Origin of the sequence: Limnohabitans sp. DCL3, assembly GCF_048019295.1 — a bacterium.
Lineage (GTDB): Bacteria > Pseudomonadota > Gammaproteobacteria > Burkholderiales > Burkholderiaceae_C > Limnohabitans_A.
Genome location: NZ_CP171842.1, coordinates 2,680,320 through 2,698,259, shown reverse-complemented (window position 1 = coordinate 2,698,259; position 17,940 = coordinate 2,680,320). Strand labels below are relative to the sequence as shown.

The 17,940-nt window shown below is 59.8% G+C and carries 16 protein-coding genes; 14 read left to right on the top strand and 2 right to left on the bottom strand.

All coding sequences use genetic code 11. The features are described from left to right. Positions 1-116: 116 nt before the first annotated feature. Positions 117-1,049 carry a LysR substrate-binding domain-containing protein gene (locus ACHEXK_RS12035; protein WP_416546486.1) on the bottom strand — a complete coding sequence of 311 codons (933 nt, stop codon included), beginning with the start codon at positions 1,047-1,049 and terminating at the stop codon, positions 117-119. Between the two features lie 108 nt (positions 1,050-1,157). Between ACHEXK_RS12035 and ACHEXK_RS12030 the strand changes: the two genes are divergently transcribed. The 4 genes from ACHEXK_RS12030 to ACHEXK_RS12015 all read left to right on the top strand — a co-directional run bounded on the left by ACHEXK_RS12030 (position 1,158) and on the right by ACHEXK_RS12015 (position 6,828). Continuing rightward, complete coding sequence (locus ACHEXK_RS12030; protein WP_416546485.1) at positions 1,158-2,537, top strand: ribulose-bisphosphate carboxylase; 1,380 nt, start codon at positions 1,158-1,160, stop codon at positions 2,535-2,537. A gap of 33 nt (positions 2,538-2,570) precedes the next feature. Further along, a complete protein-coding gene (locus ACHEXK_RS12025; protein WP_416546483.1) occupies positions 2,571-3,350 on the top strand; it encodes a CbbQ/NirQ/NorQ/GpvN family protein in 780 nt (259 codons plus the stop codon). Continuing rightward, positions 3,325-5,715, top strand: a complete 2,391-nt coding sequence (locus ACHEXK_RS12020) for a nitric oxide reductase activation protein NorD (RefSeq protein WP_416546481.1) — start codon at positions 3,325-3,327, stop codon at positions 5,713-5,715. The genes ACHEXK_RS12025 and ACHEXK_RS12020 overlap by 26 nt, the downstream gene beginning before the upstream one ends. A 156-nt stretch (positions 5,716-5,871) precedes the next feature. Beyond that, complete coding sequence (locus ACHEXK_RS12015; RefSeq protein WP_416546479.1) at positions 5,872-6,828, top strand: MBL fold metallo-hydrolase; 957 nt, start codon at positions 5,872-5,874, stop codon at positions 6,826-6,828. 5 nt (positions 6,829-6,833) lie between these two features. On the opposite strand, the gene ACHEXK_RS12010 is transcribed toward ACHEXK_RS12015, so the two are convergent. Continuing rightward, positions 6,834-7,697, bottom strand: a complete 864-nt coding sequence (locus ACHEXK_RS12010) for an energy transducer TonB family protein (protein ID WP_416546477.1) — start codon at positions 7,695-7,697, stop codon at positions 6,834-6,836. An 88-nt stretch (positions 7,698-7,785) separates the two neighbouring features. On the opposite strand from ACHEXK_RS12010, the gene ACHEXK_RS12005 reads away from it, so the two are divergent. The 10 genes from ACHEXK_RS12005 to tkt all read left to right on the top strand — a co-directional run bounded on the left by ACHEXK_RS12005 (position 7,786) and on the right by tkt (position 17,916). Then, complete coding sequence (locus ACHEXK_RS12005; RefSeq protein ID WP_416546475.1) at positions 7,786-8,250, top strand: rhodanese-like domain-containing protein; 465 nt, start codon at positions 7,786-7,788, stop codon at positions 8,248-8,250. Positions 8,251-8,457: 207 nt separating this feature from the next. Further along, positions 8,458-9,084 (top strand): peroxiredoxin, encoded by a 627-nt coding sequence (locus ACHEXK_RS12000; RefSeq protein WP_090140118.1) that lies wholly within the window; start codon positions 8,458-8,460, stop codon positions 9,082-9,084. Between the two features lie 93 nt (positions 9,085-9,177). Beyond that, positions 9,178-10,056: an MBL fold metallo-hydrolase gene (locus tag ACHEXK_RS11995; RefSeq protein ID WP_416548937.1), complete on the top strand. Its 879-nt coding sequence runs from the start codon at positions 9,178-9,180 to the stop codon at positions 10,054-10,056. 8 nt (positions 10,057-10,064) lie between these two features. Next, positions 10,065-10,340 carry a DUF3817 domain-containing protein gene (locus ACHEXK_RS11990; RefSeq protein WP_416546473.1) on the top strand — a complete coding sequence of 92 codons (276 nt, stop codon included), beginning with the start codon at positions 10,065-10,067 and terminating at the stop codon, positions 10,338-10,340. A 12-nt stretch (positions 10,341-10,352) separates the two neighbouring features. Then, positions 10,353-12,098, top strand: coding sequence for a SulP family inorganic anion transporter (locus ACHEXK_RS11985; protein WP_416546471.1), 1,746 nt, complete (start codon positions 10,353-10,355; stop codon positions 12,096-12,098). A gap of 212 nt (positions 12,099-12,310) precedes the next feature. Then, positions 12,311-13,036, top strand: coding sequence for an HAD-IA family hydrolase (locus tag ACHEXK_RS11980; RefSeq protein ID WP_416546469.1), 726 nt, complete (start codon positions 12,311-12,313; stop codon positions 13,034-13,036). Then, positions 13,033-13,719, top strand: coding sequence for a ribulose-phosphate 3-epimerase (gene rpe / locus ACHEXK_RS11975; protein ID WP_322993905.1), 687 nt, complete (start codon positions 13,033-13,035; stop codon positions 13,717-13,719). Before ACHEXK_RS11980 ends, rpe begins: the two co-directional genes overlap by 4 nt. 50 nt (positions 13,720-13,769) lie before the next feature. Beyond that, on the top strand, positions 13,770-14,867 hold the full coding sequence (locus tag ACHEXK_RS11970; RefSeq protein ID WP_416546466.1) for a class 1 fructose-bisphosphatase: 1,098 nt from the start codon (positions 13,770-13,772) through the stop codon (positions 14,865-14,867). 50 nt (positions 14,868-14,917) lie between these two features. Next, positions 14,918-15,802, top strand: coding sequence for a phosphoribulokinase (locus tag ACHEXK_RS11965; RefSeq protein ID WP_416546464.1), 885 nt, complete (start codon positions 14,918-14,920; stop codon positions 15,800-15,802). A 17-nt stretch (positions 15,803-15,819) separates the two neighbouring features. After that, the gene (tkt, locus tag ACHEXK_RS11960) at positions 15,820-17,916 is read left to right on the top strand and encodes a transketolase (RefSeq protein WP_416546462.1); all 2,097 of its coding nucleotides are present in this window, start codon (positions 15,820-15,822) and stop codon (positions 17,914-17,916) included. Positions 17,917-17,940: the final 24 nt, after the last annotated feature.

Sequence of the window (17,940 nt, the reverse complement as noted above, 5' to 3'; positions counted from 1 at the left end):
GATGCAAATCAATCGTGCAAACATCTTGAGGTGACTTGAGCTTGCAACGATGCGGACTTTTGGGGTGAGCGATTTTCTGCGATGAGGTGTGCGCTGGTGGTTTGACCCACCTGACCTCAGGTCTTGGGCCAGTGCATGCCAAAGCGTTGCGCCAGGTGGCTTTCGGCTTCTTCGAGCATGAAGTAGCGAAACGCCTCGGCTGCGGGCGAGAGCATTTTGGATTGGGTGTGCACCACGTTCCATGAGCGCACCACGGGCGCGCCTTCCACATCGAGCATGCGGATCAGTTTGTGCTCGAGTTCCAGGCCAATGGTGTGCATCGACAAAAAGCCCAGGCCCAGCCCCGCCATCACGGCCTGCTTGATGATCTCGTTGCTGTGCAGCTGGATCTTCATGCGCGGCTCGACGTGTGTGTCTTCAAAGAACTTTTCCATTGCGGCGCGGGTGCCCGCGCCTTTTTCGCGCACGATGAAGTCATAGGGGCGCAGGTCTTCGACACGCAGGTGATCGCGCTGGGCCAGTGGGTGGTCCACGGACGAGACAAACACATGCGGGTGCGCTGCAAAAGGCTCGGCCCGGGTTTGCAGCTCTTTGGGGGGGCGGCCCATCACGGCGATGTCGACCTCGCTGTTTTGCAGCATGCTCACGAGCTGGTCGCGGTTGCCAATCAGGATCTGGATGTCCACGCCTGGGTGCAGATTGCGAAAGTCGGCCAGCATGTTCATCAAAAAATACTTGGCCGTGCTGACAAAGCCAATCGTCAGCACACCGGTTTCAGCCCGCTGCAAACGGGCTGCAGCGTCTTCGGCGTCTTTCACGGTGGCCAAAATTTTGCGGGCATAAACCAGCATGTACTCGCCCGTGGTGGTCAGGCTCACTTGCTTGCCGCGCCGGTCAAACAAGGGCATGCCCACATGGCCTTCGAGTTCCTTGACCTGCATGGTCACGGCGGGCGGGGTCAGGTGCAGGTTTTCGGCGGCACGCACAAAGCTCAGGTGTCGAGCCACCTCGTTGAACACGCGCAGTTGGCGGAAGGTGGCGTTCTTCATTCAGTCTTTACTTAATTTAGTTGTGATGAATATTGAATTTACCTTATTGCAGAAGATTTTTAAAGTCCAGTCATCACTTCAACCCCGCAATTTGACTGGAGACAGAAAATGGACCAAAGCGCACGTTATGCCGACCTGAGCCTCACAGAGGAGGGCCTCATCCAAGGTGGTCGCCACATTTTGGTGGCCTACAAAATGAAACCCAAGTCCGGTTACGGCTACCTGGAGGCGGCGGCGCACTTTGCCGCCGAATCGTCTACGGGCACCAACGTTGAGGTGTCTACCACGGACGACTTCACCAAAGGCCTTGACGCCTTGGTCTACCACATCGACGAAGCCACCGAGGACATGCGCATCGCCTACCCGATGGATTTGTTTGACCGCAATGTGACCGATGGCCGCATGATGATGGTCTCAATCCTGACTTTGGTCATTGGCAACAACCAAGGCATGGGCGACATCCAGCACGCCAAGATCCACGACATTTATTTTCCCGAGCGCGCCATCCAGTTGTTCGATGGTCCGAGCAAAGACATCTCGGACATGTGGCGCATCTTGGGCCGCCCCATCAAAGACGGTGGCTACATTGCCGGCACCATCATCAAGCCCAAGTTGGGCCTGCGCCCCGAGCCCTTCGCGCAAGCCGCTTACCAATTCTGGCTGGGTGGTGACTTCATCAAAAACGATGAACCCCAGGGTAACCAAGTGTTCTCGCCCATGAAGAAGACCATTCCTTTGGTTGTTGATGCGATGAAACGTGCACAAGACGAAACCGGGCAAGCCAAACTGTTCTCGGCCAACATCACTGCCGACGACCACTTCGAGATGTGCGCCCGCGCCGACTTCATCCTGGAAGCCTTTGGCCCTGACGCTGACAAAGTGGCTTTTCTGGTGGATGGTTTTGTGGGCGGCCCCGGCATGATCACCACCGCACGTCGTCAATACCCCAACCAATACCTTCACTACCACCGCGCAGGTCATGGCATGGTCACCAGCCCCAGCGCCAAACGCGGCTATACCGCTTTTGTATTGGCCAAGATTTCGCGCTTGCAGGGGGCCTCGGGCATCCACGTGGGCACCATGGGCTACGGCAAGATGGAAGGCGAAAATGACGATCGCATGATCGCCTACATGATTGAGCGCGACGAGTGCCAAGGTCCGGTTTACTTTCAAAAGTGGTATGGCATGAAGCCCACCACCCCCATCATCTCGGGTGGCATGAACGCACTGCGTTTGCCAGGTTTCTTCCAAAACTTGGGTCATGGCAACGTGATCAACACCTCCGGTGGCGGCTCGTATGGCCACATCGACAGCCCAGCTGCTGGCGCGATTTCTCTGCGTCAGTCGTATGAGTGCTGGAAGTCGGGTGCTGACCCGATCGAGTTCGCCAAAGAGCATAAAGAGTTCGCCCGTGCCTTCGCTTCATTCCCTGGTGACGCTGACAAACTGTTTCCCGGTTGGCGCGACAAGCTGTCGGCACACAAGTGAGCTGAGCCGCACGTCCAAAAACAGGAGCCCTCAATGCACAGCGAACCCCTGTATCACGCGCAAGGCGATGAGTTGGCTTTGTACGAAGCCGCTTATGCAGCGCGTTTGCCCATCATGGTCAAGGGCCCCACAGGCTGCGGTAAATCGCGCTTTGTGGAGCACATGGCTTGGCGCTTGGGCAAGCCGCTCATCACGGTGGCTTGCAACGAGGACATGACGGCCTCCGATTTGGTGGGCCGCTATTTGCTCGACAGTCAGGGCACGCGTTGGGTGGACGGGCCGCTGACCCAAGCGGCCCGCACTGGGGCCATCTGTTATTTGGACGAAGTGGTAGAGGCGCGGCAAGACACCACGGTGGTGATCCATGCCCTGACCGATCACCGACGCTGTTTGCCTATCGATAAAAAAGCCGAAGTGGTGCAAGCCCACCCCGACTTTCAGTTGGTCATCTCGTACAACCCCGGCTACCAAAGCGCGATGAAGGATTTGAAGCCCTCGACCAAACAACGCTTTGTGGCCTTTGATTTTGATTACCCCTTGCCCGATTTGGAAGCTCAAATCGTGGTGAGTGAAACGGGCATCGACACCACCACAGCCACGCAGTTGGTGCGAATTGCGGGAGCAGCCCGTGCGCTCAAGGGCCACGGCCTGAGCGAAGGCGTGTCCACCCGCTTGCTGGTGTATGCGGCTCAGCTCATGCGCCAAGGTGTTGCACCACGCGACGCTTGCCGCATGGCCATGGTGCGCCCCATCACCGATGACTTGGACATCCGACAAAGCCTGGACCATGCCATCGATGCCTGCTGGGTCTGACCCCAACTCCAATCCTAACTTTCCTTGGGCACACGACCCCCAAGTGTTGGCGGGCTGGCAAGCCTTGGACTGCGCTTTGCCCGCCGTGCGCCCGGTTTTTGAAGCCTGCGCACACGAAGCCATTGCGCGTCTGAGCCCGGCCTCATTGCAGGCCTTTTGGCAGGGTGGTCGTCAGCTGGGCAAACTCGGTAGAGGCGCTTCGCCCGTGCTGGCATGGCTGACCTATTGGCCCGAAGTGGTGGAAGCTTTGGGCGAGAGCGATGCGGAGCAAGCCTTCGAGGTCGTGATGGCCTTGTTGCGACGCATGCACAAGTCGCCCAACAGTGCCGCAATGGCCCCCTTGCTCACCAGCCTCGGGCCTGTGGCTCAGCGCTTGGGTGGTCTGTCTGTGTTGCAAGCGTATTTGCAGACGGTCGGTCATTTCATGGATCGCACCACTGGATCTATTCATGGCCGACAAGCGACTTTGCCCAGCGCGGGTTTGTCGGAGTTGCTGCTGCAAGCTCCGCGACTGTTGCAAACACTGTCCTTGTCAGGCTGGCAAGCCTGGGTGGATTTTGGAGCGCGTGCGTATGCGCACCACCCACCCCAACAAGAAGACTACTTTGCCTTGCGCAGTCCCGACAGTTTGGCTGTGTTGCAGCGTGAACGCCACGGCACTTTGTTGCGTGATGCCGAGCGCACGCTCACCCTGAGCCTGCAAGCCCTGTGGCAATTGCAAGCGCATGTGTTGCCCCTGCCGTCTGCTCAAATGAGCGCGGAGCATGGGGTGCAGGCCGTATCGGTCTTGCCCTGTTTGTTGTTGGAGTCCACCGACAAAGGGACCAGCTACACCATGGGCTTGCCGGATGTGTTGGATGCGCGTGATGGCGTCAGCGCCTTGGACCGTTACCGCCTCATGCTCATGCACATGGCGGGACACATCCAGTGGTCTACGCCCTGCATTGCCGACAACTGGAGCCCGATGCAAAGGCTCGCAGTGGAGTGGTTTGAGGACACCCGCATCGATTGGCTGTTGATGCGCACCTGGCCAGGTCTGCGGCACAGCCTGCTCGCCCTGTACCCACCCGTGCAAGAAGGCGGCTGCAATGAGGCCACGCACGCCTGTGTGCTGCACCGCCTCAGTGTGTGGAGCCGTAGCGTTTTGGATGAACGTTTTGAGATGCAAGACCCGCAACTGCGAGAGTGGCGCGAGCGTTTCATGGCCTTGGTCGATGGGCAAGGGCAGGGTACGGATACCGAGCAGGGCGTTGTCACGGGGCAAGTGCGCACCGCCCAAGTGGCGCAGTTGGCGCTGCAGTTTGTGGCCCGCACACGCTGTCCCAGTGATGCGCAGGCGCAAGTGCATTTCGAACACACGCAAGTGGATTGGCGTGACGACAACCGCCACCTTTGGCAATACATTGAAGATGGTGACGAAGAAGACACCGTGTCCAGCCCCAAGCGCTTGGTGGATGAAGAGCTGCACAGCTTGCCGCCTCAGCTCTACCCCGAGTGGGATTATTTGGCTGGCAGTGAGCGTCCCGACTGGGTGAGGGTGTTTGAATACCTGCACCCGCCTGGCCATGCTGATGACATTGACCAGTTGTTATTGCGTCATGCTGCACTTTCCAAACGTCTGCAACGTTTGCTCGATCAACTCAAACCCCAAGGTCGCACCCGCGAGCGGCATTTGGAAAACGGCAGTGAGCTGGACTTGGATGTGGCCTTGGCCGCGCACATCGACCTGAAAACGGGCCACACACCCAGTCACCGCGTGGAGCAACACATCAAGCCCATCGAGCGTGATGTGAGTGTGCAGCTGGTGATGGATTTGTCGGCTTCGCTGAATGAAAAAGCGCCGGGCTCGGACCAAACCGTTTTGCAAATCAGCCAAGAGTCGGTGGCTTTGCTGGCGTGGGCTTTGCACCAGTTGGGGGACGCTTTGGCCATTGGCGGTTTTCATTCCAACACCCGACACGATGTGCGCTACATGCACATCAAAGGTTTTGAAGAGCCGTGGGCAGACCCTGTCAAGGCCAGATTGGCTGCGCTGGAGCCCGCATATTCCACCCGCATGGGCGTGGCCATTCGCCATGCCGCGCGGACCTTGATCAAGCGCCAAAGCACCAAGAAAATTTTGTTGGTGCTCACCGATGGCGAACCCTCTGACGTGGACGTGGCGGACCCGAACTACCTGATGCACGACGCCCGCCAAGTGGTGCACAGCTTGCAATCCCAAGGCGTTTTTGTGTGGTGCATCCAGTTGCATCCAGCGCACGCAGCGAGTGTGCGCCATGTGTTTGGTGACCATTGCACCTTGGTCGACCGCATGGCGCAATTGCCTGAAACTTTGGCCAATTTATTTTTCAGGTTGACCCGCTGAGGCATCTGCAACTGCAAAGGCGACAATTCCCTGGTACGCAGAGCAACAGTTTATTTCATGTCCATCCAATGGATGGATCTTGGTCTGGACCGACCTCAATAAGCGGTGCCCGTGCTCAACGAGCAAATGGTTCGTGCGGGTGCGAGACTCAAGGAGATGAAAATGATTGGGCAACGGATTCTTTTGTGCACTGCATTCGCCCTGGGCTTGTGGGCCTGTATGGGGTGTGCACAAGCCGACGAGGCGGTGTATGAGCCGCGACCCGAACAGGTGACGGGCCCTGTGTACGCCATCGTGGGGCCTATGGGCCAGAGAAACCAAACCAACGCCGGGCTCAATGCCAATTACGGGTTTGTGGTGACGCCACAGGGCGTGATCCTGATTGACAGCGGTGCCAGTGCGCACAGCGCGGCCATGTTGGAAAAAGCCATTGCGCAAGTGACGTCGCAACCCGTGCGCTGGGTGCTCAACACGGGTTCACAAGATCACCGTTGGTTGGGTAATGCTTACTTTGCGGCCAAAGGTGCTCAGGTGCATGCCTTGGCCGCAACGGTGCAGACCCAAAAAGTCTTTGGCGAGCAGCAAATCCTCGGCTTATCCCGTGTTGTGGGCGATCAGATGAAGGGGACCCAAGTGCAGTACGCCTCGGTGGTTCATCCTGCAACGCAGGCGTCTTTGACCTTGGGCGGTGTGCAGTTGCAGTGGATACAAACCAATGCGCATTACCCGGGCGACACCATGATCCATGTGCCGGCCTACGATGTCGTGCTGACGGGGGATCTGGTTTATGTGGACCGTCTCTTGGGGGTGCTGCCGCAGTCCAATGTGCGCCAAGCCAGTCAGGCTTTTGAGCGTTTGCGCACCCTCGCGCCTCGGCACGTGGTCCCCGGCCATGGCCGCGTGACCGACATGGCGCAAGCGCAAAAAGAAACGGGTGACTATTACCGCTTTCTGATCACGCAAGTGGGTTCAGCGGCGCGCACTATGGAGCCCATGGGCGAGACCCTTGATGCCCATGCGGCCCCTGCGCAATTCAAACACCTGCAGAACTTTGACGAACTGCACCGCGCCAATATGAACCGTGTTTTTCTGGACTTTGAGGCCAATCCTTGAAGCGCTCAAGGGGTAGATTTTTCCGTTTTGCTCGCACCCCATTGGTCCATCAGGCGCTGGTCGCGGGCGCTTTCGGCTTCGATACTGTCTTTGGGCAGTTGGCGCAGGCAGTCGGCCAGGGCTTGCGGGTCCATTGGGGTGGTCGGGGTGGGCGCTGCCACCACTTGGGGCGATGTCCCGTCCCAAGCAAAGGGGTTGCGGAACACGGGCGGCTCGGGCAAGCAGTCGTCCCTGTAAATGGGCGGTCCGTCGTTGGCAAAAGGTGAAAACGAAATCGTCTTGTCAAAAATGAGCGGCTTGCCCGTAGGGATGGGCGGCAACGGCGGCATGTTTTGAATGGCTTGACGGGCGAGTTGTTCGGCCTTGGCCGATGTGGTCCACAGCGTTTGCAGCTGAGTCAAGCGGCCGTCGGGGGCGATTTCGATGCGAAAGCGCACCACGCCTTGGTCGGGACCTTCGACGGCGGTGCCCATCATGCTGCGCACTTGCTGGCCCCAGCTGTAGCGGTAGCCCTTGCTGTTTTTGTTCGTGTACTGGGCGGCAAAAGCCCATTCTTCGGCGCTGGGTGGCGGGGGGGCGGCCATGCTGGCGCGGGGGTGATCGGGTGAGGGCGAGGGCGAGGGGATCGGAGCCGCCAAGCCTGTGTCGGGTGGGGACGCCGTGATGGGTGTTGTGGGGGGCGCTGATGTCGGTTCAGGTTGTGGCTGGCGCGGCGGCGGGATCAGTTCCAGAAAGACATTTTTTTCAGCTGTTTTGGGCACTTGCGGTGGGCTGACGTGTTGGAATGGGTAGCCACTGGCCAGCAGCCAAACCCCGGCGTGCAAGGCCAGGGTGAGCAACAGCGCGGTGAAATTTTTGTCTCTGGACATGTGCGGCGAAGCTTTTGTTGGAGGTTTTGCAGCCGTTCAGCGACAATATTCGTTTTGACTGATATTACCTGACCATGTGGAGACCCCCATGCGCTTTCGCACCCTCGCACTGACTGCTGCTACCGCTGGCAGCTTGCTGTTGGCCTCAGCGGCCCACGCCGACAACAAAGCCATTGCCACCGACGAGATGGAGGCGTATCTGGAGTTTGTGGACTACGGCGGCGGTGTGATTTTTGCCGAGCAAATTCCCAAAGACGAGTGGCCCAAGATGGTGGTGATCGATGCGCGTGACCCGGCGCAATTTGCCAAGGGACATATTCCTGGCGCGGTCAACATGGACTGGCGACAGGTGCTGGCCAAGCGCAACACCATCCCCAAAAACAAGCCTGTGCTCATTTATTGCAACACCGGGTCGCTGTCGGCCCAAGCCGGTTTTGCGCTGCGCGTGGCGGGCTGGGAGAACGTGCGCATCTTGCAAGGCGGCATGACAGAGTGGCAGGCGAAAGGCGGTTTTGATGCGGCGGCCAAAGCCGCAGGGCCAGCCAAGCATTGAGGCCTGTGGTTTTGGGGCCATGCATGGACAAGACCTTGAGGGCTTGCGATGGATCAATTTTGTCGATTTCACGACCGCAATTGTCACTATGCCAATCATTGCGATAACTCATGCCCAATACCTGCTGAGGTATGTACAGTTGACCCTATCGATTGAATAAATCTCTCGATTTCGAAAATCGATAGTCAACCTCAAAGGAAACCCGCCATGTCCATGCCCCTCATCAACGAAGCCGCTCCCGCCTTCAGCGCCAACACCACCCACGGCCCCCGAAGCCTCGCCGACTACAAAGGCAAGTGGCTCATCTTGTTCTCGCACCCTGCCGACTTCACGCCTGTGTGCACCACCGAATTCATCGGTTTTGCCAAGCGTGCCGAGTTGTTCAAGAGCATGAACTGCGAATTGCTCGGCTTGTCGATTGACAGCATCTACTCGCACCTGGCCTGGATGCAAAGCATTCAGAACAACTTTGGTGTGGAGATTCCTTTCCCCATCATTGACGACATCAAGATGGAAGTGGCCCAAGCCTACGGCATGATCCACCCCGGCGCTGCCGACACCCAAGCCGTGCGTGCCACCTTCTTCATTGACCCCGAAGGCAAGCTGCGTGCGATGGTGTACTACCCCATGAGCAACGGCCGCTCCATTGAAGAGTTTGTGCGTTTGTTGCAAGCCATGCAGACCAGTGATGCCCACAAGATCGCCACCCCTGAGGGCTGGACGCCTGGTTGCGACGTGATCGTGCCACCACCCAAAACACCCGAAGCCATTGCCAAGCGCAAAGGCGAGGGTTACGCCATGAAGGACTGGTATTTCTCCACCAAGTCCCTGTAAATTCAAGGCTTGCCCCCTTGCCGCCCAGCGGCAGGGGGTGTCAAGGACCTTTGTTGTTCCACTGCCAAGGAAGTCACCATGCGTTCAGCCCACATGCACATCGAATCGTTTTTTGATCCGGCCACGTTCACCTTCAGCCACATCCTGGCCGACCTGAGCACCCGGGAGTGCGCTTTGATCGACAGCGTGCTGGACTACGACCCCAAGTCGGGCCGCACCAACACCGCCAGCGCCGACCAATTGGTGGCGCGTGTGAAGGCGCTGGACCTGCGTGTGCAATGGATTTTGGAGACGCATGTGCACGCTGACCATTTGTCGGCCGCACCCTATTTGCAAAAGCAGCTGGGCGGCCAATTGGCCATTGGTTCGCACATCACCACGGTGCAAAACGTCTTTGGCAAACTGTTCAACGCGGGCACCGAATTTGCCCGCGACGGCAGCCAGTTCGACCGCTTGCTGGGCGACGGCGAAACATTTCAGATTGGCGCTTTGCAAGCCCAGGCCCTGCATACTCCCGGCCATACCCCGGCTTGCATGACCTATGTGGTCACAGATGCCAGTGTCGATCCTGCGCGGCAGGTGGCTTTTGTGGGTGACACCTTGTTCATGCCCGACTACGGCACGGCACGCTGCGACTTTCCTGGGGGCAGTGCCAGCGTGTTGTTCCAGTCGATCCAGAAAGTGCTCAGCTTGCCGGACAACACCGAGCTGTTCATGTGCCATGACTACCCGCCCGAGACCCGCCAGCCCCAATGCGTGACCACCGTGGCCGAGCAAAAAAAGGCAAATGTGCATGTGCACCAAGGCGTGAGTGAGGCCGAGTTTGTGGCCATGCGCGACAAGCGCGATGCCACTTTGTCCATGCCCGTGCTGATCTTGCCTTCGGTTCAGGTGAACATGCGTGCCGGACAAATGCCACCGCCTGAAAATAACGGCCAGCGTTACCTGAAGATTCCGGTGGACGCGCTTTGAAAGCGGTCTTGCGTCCTTTGCGCGTGGCTTCCTGGGCCGAAGGGGCCACCTTGCTGCTCTTGATGCTGGTGGCCGTGCCGCTCAAACGATTGGCCGACATGCCCGAGGCGGTGAGCCTCATGGGCCCGATCCACGGCGCGGCCTTTGTGGCCTATGTGCTGATGGTCCTGTTTTATGCCTGGAAAGGGCATTTGCGTGGGCATGCCGTACCGCTGCTCGTGATGGCCGCTTTTGTGCCGTTTGGGGCCTTTTTTGTGGGCTCTTTGTTCCGCGCAAAGGCTTGAAACTTGAACGCCGTGTCCACACCCACCGCACTGCAGCGCTGGTTCCCCATTCTGCATTGGGGGCGACGTTACGACCGCTCACTGCTCACCGCCGATGGCGTGGCCGCTGTCGTGGTGACCCTGATGTTGATTCCGCAAAGCCTGGCCTATGCGCTGTTGGCGGGCTTGCCGGCGCAGGCGGGCCTGTACGCCAGCATGGCCCCCTTGGTGCTGTATGCCTTGATGGGCAGCAGCGGCACTTTGGCCGTGGGGCCTGCGGCGGTGACCTCGCTCATGACGGCGGCCAGTGTGGGCGCGGTGGCGGCGCAAGGCAGCGTGGCGTACACCGAGGCGGCTTTGATGCTGGCCCTGCTCAGCGGGGCCATCATGCTGGTGATGGGCGCGGCGCGGTTGGGCTTTTTGGCCAACTTTTTGAGCCATCCGGTCATCTCGGGTTTTGTCTCGGCGTCGGGTTTGTTGATCGCGGCCAGCCAGCTCAAGCATTTGTTGGGTGTGCCCCTGCATGGCGAGAACCTCTTGCAACTGCTGCCGCAGCTGTGGCACAACTTGTCCAGCCTGCATGTGCCCACCAGTGCGATGGGGCTGGGTGCTTTGGCTTTGCTGCTGTTGGTGCGCCGCCTGCTCAAGCCCGGGCTCAAGCGCTTGGGGGTGTCCGCGGGCGCGGCCGATCTGGCGGCCAAGGCGGCCCCGGTGGCGGTGCTGCTCTTGAGCATTGCTTTTTCAGCCGTCTGGCAGTTGGCTGAACAGGGTGTGCGGGTGGTGGGCACGGTGCCGCAAGGCTTGCCGCCGCTCACGCTGCCGGGTGGATCGACAGATGGGTGGGCCGCCTCATGGGCGCTGGCCCAGGCTTTGTGGGTGCCCGCTTTGCTGATTTCCTTGGTGGGCTTTGTGGAGTCGGTGTCGGTGGGCCAGTCCTTGGCGGCCAAGCGGCGCGAACGCATCGACCCCGATGCCGAGCTGCGTGCGCTGGGCCTGAGCAATTTGGGCGCAGGACTCTCCGGCGGCTTTCCGGTCACGGGCGGGTTTTCGCGCTCGGTGGTCAATTTTGATGCGGGTGCACGCACGCCTGCCGCAGGCATCTACACCGCTGTGGGGCTGGCGCTGGCGGCCTTGTTCTTGACACCTTGGCTCTTTCATTTGCCGCAGGCCACTTTGGCCGCGACCATCATGGTGGCCGTGCTCACCTTGGTCGATGTCGGGGTGTTTGCCCGCACCTGGCGTTACGCCAAGGCCGATTTCATTGCTTTGTTGCTGACCTTTGGCCTGACCTTGGCGGTGGGTGTGGAGGCCGGGCTGATCGCGGGCGTGAGCGCCTCGGTGCTGTTGCTGCTGTACCGCACCAGCCGCCCGCACATCGCGGTGGTGGGGCAGGTGCCGGGCACCGAGCATTACCGCAATGTGCTGCGTCACGCGGTGCTGGAGCAGCCGGGCATTTTGGGCCTGCGCGTGGACGAAAGCCTGTACTTTGCCAACGCCCGTTTCCTCGAAGACACCATCGCGGCCCAAGTGGCTGTGCGGCCAGGTGTGCGGCATGTGGTGCTGCAATGCTCGGCGGTCAATGACATTGACGCCAGCGCACTCGAAAGCCTGGAAACCATCAACGCCCGTTTGCAGGCTTCGGGTGTGCAGCTGCACCTGTCCGAGGTCAAGGGCCCCGTGCACGACCGTTTGCAGCGCAGCCATTTGTTGGCACAACTGAGTGGCCAAGTGTTCCTGACGCACCACCAGGCGGTACAGGCTTTGACGCAGGTCGTCTGAGACCTTGAGTTCTGAGTCCACTAACTTGGTGCTCCAACACCGTTGAGGCTTCTCCAATTGGCCAAAGCCGGGATGCCGGGATTGAGAGATTTGTGTATTGGAAATTGATTCAATTAAGCAATACCTTAATTAACTCATTACCAATATTGAATTGTCCTGAGCTTCGGTCCTTCTTAAAGTGGAGCCCTTCTTCCTCACGAAGGGTTCCACCCATGCTTCAAGCATTGATCTTTGACGTTGACGGCACCTTGGCCGACACGGAAATGGCGCATTTGGCGGCGTTCAACCACGCTTTCGCCGAGGTGGGGCTGGACTGGCGCTGGGATGTGCCGCTGTACAAGCGCTTGTTGGCGGTGTCGGGTGGCAAAGAGCGCATCAAGGCGTATTGGCAAACGCTGGAGACCCAACCCAAGGACATCACGGGCGCGGGTATGCAGGAGACCATTGACCATCTGCACGAGATCAAGACCGCCGCGTATGAGCAAGCGGTGCAAGACGGTGCAGTACAGATGCGCCCCGGGGTGCTGGCACTGCTGTCAGCTGCCGATGCGGCGGGGCTCAAGTTGGCCATTGCCACCACCACCTCGCCCGTCAACATCGCGGCCTTGCTGCGCCAAGCCATCGGGCCGGACTGGAAGCAGCATTTTTCGGTGATCGAAGATGCCTCGACTGCGCCGCGCAAAAAGCCCGACCCGATGGTCTACCAGCAAACCCTGTCTCGCCTAGGGCTTACGCCTGCACATTGCCTGGCGTTTGAGGATTCCGAAAACGGCCTGCGCGCCGCCATGGCCGCAGGTCTGCGCACGGTCATCACCCCCAACGATTTCACCGACGAGCACGATTTCAAAGGCGCATTGCGCAACGTCCCCAGCCTGCAAGGCGTGGGGCTGGCGCAGTTGCGTGAATGGCACCAAACCGCTTTCAAGGCCCCAGCATGAACCCCGTCCGCATCGCCCCCTCCATCTTGTCCGCCGACTTTGCCCGTCTGGGCGAAGAGGTTCGCGCCATTGAAGCCGCAGGTGCGGACTGGGTGCACTTTGACGTGATGGACAACCATTACGTGCCCAACCTGACCATTGGCCCGCTGGTGTGCGAGGCGATCCGTCCGCATGTCCAGATTCCAATCGATGTGCATTTGATGGTCGAGCCGGTCGACGCCTTGGTGCCTTTGTTTGCCAAGGCCGGGGCCAACATCATCACCTTTCACCCGGAGGCCAGCCGCCATGTGGACCGCACATTGCAAATGATCCGTGACCACGGTTGCAAAGCGGGCCTGGTGTTCAACCCGGCCACCCCGCTGGAGTGGATGGACCATGTGATGGACCGCTTGGATGTGGTCTTGCTCATGAGCGTGAACCCTGGCTTTGGTGGCCAGAAATTCATCCCCTCGACCTTGCCCAAGTTGCAAGCGGCCCGCCAGCGCATCAACACCCATGTGGCGCGGGGTGGCCAATCCATCGTGCTGGAGGTGGACGGCGGCGTGAAGACCGACAACATCGCCCAGATCGTGGCGGCCGGTGCCGACACCTGCGTGGCGGGCAGCGCCGTGTTCGGTGCGCCCGATGCCGATGGGGGCTACCGGGGTGTGATGCAAGCCCTCAAGCAAGCCGCTGTGGCTTGAGTCAGATTCCGAATTTCCAAAGATTTAAAACTTCAGAGAGTGTTGACCCCATGTCCTTGAGCCCCCGCACCACGCCTACCCTGACGCAATACCTGATCGAAGAGCGTCGCCGTTTTCCCGATGCCAGTGGTGATTTCAATGCTTTGATTTTGGATGTGGCCATGGCCTGCAAAGCGATTGCCAAATCGGTCGCCTACGGCGCTTTGGCCGATATGTATGGCAACCATGCGGCCGATGCCGGTGGCAGCATCAACGTGCAAGGCGAGACCCAGAAAAAGCTGGACGTGGTGAGCAATGAATTGTTCATCCGCATGAACGAGTGGGGCGGCCACTTGGCCGGTATGGCCTCTGAAGAAATGGATTTGCCCTACGACATTCCTGCCCAACACCCCCGGGGCAAATACCTGCTGGTGTTTGACCCGCTCGACGGCTCCAGCAACATCGACGTGAATGTGTCGGTGGGCAGCATCTTCAGCGTGCTGCGTGCGCCAGACGCCACCGCCGAGGGTGGGCCTTTGACCGAGGCCGATTTCTTCCAGCCAGGAACCCGCCAGATTGCCGCAGGTTACGCCTTGTACGGCCCCACCACCATGTTGGTGCTCAGCGTGGGCAATGGCGTGGCCGGTTTCACACTCGACCCGGTGATGGGCGAGTTCATGTTGACCCACCCTGAATTGCGCGTGCCCGAAGACACCCAAGAGTTCGCCATCAACGCCTCCAACAGCCGCTTTTGGGAAGCCCCGGTCAAGCGCTATGTGGACGAGTGCCTGGCCGGCAAAACCGGCCCGCGCGGAAAAGACTTCAACATGCGCTGGATCGCCTCCATGGTGGCCGAAGCCCACCGCATCTTGATGCGCGGCGGCGTGTTCATGTACCCCCGCGACACCAAAGACCCGAGCAAGCCCGGCCGTTTGCGCCTGCTGTACGAGGCCAATCCGGTGGGCTTCATCATGGAGCAAGCAGGGGGCCGTGCCAGCACGGGCCAGGTGCCCATGTTGAGTGTGCAGCCCACCAGCTTGCACCAGCGCATTGGCCTGGTTTTTGGTTCTAAAAACGAGGTCGAACGCATCGAGCGATACCACGCCGAACCGCCTAAACAAGACAGTTTTGCTCCACTGTTCGGCGAGCGCAGCCTGTTCCGCGATTGAACGAATGCGCCTGATTTCTAAACGATAGACAAAACAACAAGGAGATCCCCATGTCTGAACGCCACCCCATCATCGCCATCACCGGTTCTTCGGGCGCAGGCACCTCGACGGTGACGCGCACGTTTTCCAACATCTTCCGCCGCGAGGGCGTGAAAGCCGCCATCATCGAAGGCGACAGCTTCCACCGCTATGACCGCAAGGAAATGAAGCAGCGCGGCGCAGCTGCTGAAAAGGATGGCAACAAACATTTCAGCCACTTCAGTGCCGAGAACAACCTGTTTGGCGAGATTGAAAACTTGTTTCGCACCTACGGCGCCACAGGCCAAGGCAAGTCTCGCAAATACTTGCACAACGCCGAAGAGGCCGCACCTTACCAACAAGACCCTGGCACGTTCACACCTTGGGAAGACCTGCCGAACGACACGGACATGCTGTTTTACGAAGGCTTGCACGGCGCTGTGGTCACGCCCGAGCACAACATCGCGCAGCACCCTGACTTGCGCGTGGGTGTGGTGCCCGTCATCAACTTGGAATGGATTCAGAAGCTCTGGCGCGACAAGCACCAACGCGGCTACAGCACCGAGGCGGTGACCGACACCATCTTGCGCCGCATGCCCGACTATGTGAACTACATCGTGCCGCAGTTTGAGCACACGCATGTCAACTTCCAGCGCGTGCCCCTCGTCGACACTTCCAACCCCTTCATCTCGCGCGACATTCCGTCGGCCGATGAAAGCGTGGTGGTGATCCGTTTTGCCAACCCCAAAGGCATCGACTTTCCCTATTTGCTCAACATGATCAACGACTCTTGGATGAGCCGTGCCAACACCATCGTGGTGCCCGGTGGCAAGATGGAAATCGCCATGCAACTCATCTTCACACCGTTCGTGTGGCGAATGATGGAGCGCCGCAAACGCGCTCTGGGCCAGGCTTGAAGCGGGGCAAAAGTACCATGAACACCGCTGCAAATCACCCCACCCCCGAGATGGCCCGCCGCATGGCCAACGCTGTGCGCATGCTGGCTGTGGACGCGGTCGAAGCCGCCAAATCTGGCCACCCCGGTGCCCCCATGGGCATGGCCGACATCGCCGAAGTCCTGTGGAATCGGCATCTCAAACACAACCCACTCAACCCGCAGTGGGCCGACCGCGACCGTTTTGTGTTGTCCAACGGCCACGGCTCCATGTTGATTTATGCTTTGCTGCACCTGACGGGGTATGACTTGGCTTTGGACGAGCTGAAAAAGTTCCGCCAACTGCACAGCAAGACTCCTGGCCACCCAGAAGTGGACATCACCCCCGGTGTGGAAACCACCACGGGCCCACTGGGCCAAGGCATCACCAACGCCGTAGGCATGGCGCTGGCCGAAAAGCTGTTGGCCGATGAATTCAACCGCGAAGAAGATGGCCTGCGCCTGGACATCGTGGACCACATGACCTATGTGTTCCTGGGCGATGGCTGTCTGATGGAAGGCATCAGCCACGAGGCCTGTTCTTTGGCGGGCACCTTGCGCCTGTCCAAGCTGGTGGCGCTGTACGACGACAACGGCATCTCGATCGATGGGCATGTGGAAGGCTGGTTCACCGACGACACCCCCAAGCGCTTTGAAGCTTATGGCTGGAACGTGATCGCCAAGGTGGATGGGCATGACCCGCAAGCTGTGAATGCCGCCATCGAAGCGGCCAAGGCGCAAGCCCACAGCCCTCATGGCAAACCCACGCTGATTTGCTGCCAAACCGTGATCGGCATGGGCTCACCCAACAAAGCGGGTACCCACGATGTGCACGGCGCAGCGTTGGGCGCTGCCGAAGTGGCCGCCACCCGCGAAGCGCTGAACTGGCCCTATGCGCCCTTTGAAGTGCCTGCCGATGTGGCCAGTGCTTGGGATGCCCGCGCCTTTGGCACACGCGCCGAGAGCCAATGGCGCGAGCGCTTTGCCGCCTACCAAAGCCGCTACCCGGAAGAGGCGGCTGAATTCGAGCGCCGCATGAAAGGCGACTTGGGTGAGGCCTACGCCCAGGGTTTGGGTAAAGCCTTGTCAGCCATCGTGGCCAAACCCGATGCGGTGGCCACCCGCAAAGCCAGCCAGAATGCGCTCGATGTGCTGGCCCCTCTGCTGCCCGAGTTTTTTGGCGGCAGCGCCGACCTGACGGGCTCCAACCTGACCAACTTCAAGACCTGCACCAAAGCGGGCCGGGACACCTGGGGCAACCACCTCTCGTATGGCGTGCGCGAATTTGGCATGGCCGCCATCATGAACGGCATGGCGCTGCATGGGGGATACATCCCTTATGGCGGCACTTTCCTCACATTCTCGGACTATTCGCGCAATGCCATTCGCATGGCAGCGCTCATGAAAAAGCGCGTGATCCATGTCTTCACGCACGACTCGATTGGACTGGGTGAGGACGGCCCTACCCACCAAAGCGTGGAGCACGTGCCCAGCTTGCGCATCATCCCGGGGCTGGATGTGTGGCGGCCCGCCGATGGCTTGGAAACCGCCGTGGCCTGGGCCTGTGCGGTGGAGCGCCGCGACGGCCCAAGCGCGTTGGCGCTGTCACGCCAAAACCTGCCAAAACTGCTGAACGACGCCGCCGATGCGGCCAAGGTGCGCCAGGGGGGCTACATCCTGAGCGACATGCCGGGCGCCCAAGCCATCATCGTGGCCACAGGTTCCGAGACCTCTTTGGCCATGAAAGCTCAGGCTGAACTGGCGATTCAAGGCGTGGCCACCCGGGTGGTGTCCATGCCCTGCACCAATGTGTTTGACCGACAAAGTGAGGCCTACCAGGACACAGTCTTGCCGCTGGGTTTGCCCACCGTGGCTGTTGAGGCGGCGCACCCCGACTTCTGGCGCAAATATGTAGGACGCACGGGCATGGTGATTGGTATCGCCAGCTTTGGCGAATCAGCCCCGGCGCCGGCTTTGTACGCGCACTTTGGCATCACCACCGAGCGCGTGTGTGAAGCGGTGCGCACCCTGGTGCACCGCCATACCCATCGCCAGGCCGAGCCGTTGCCCGCGCACATTGTGCCTTCCGACAATTGAGCCGCGAGCCCCTTGCAAAGAGCA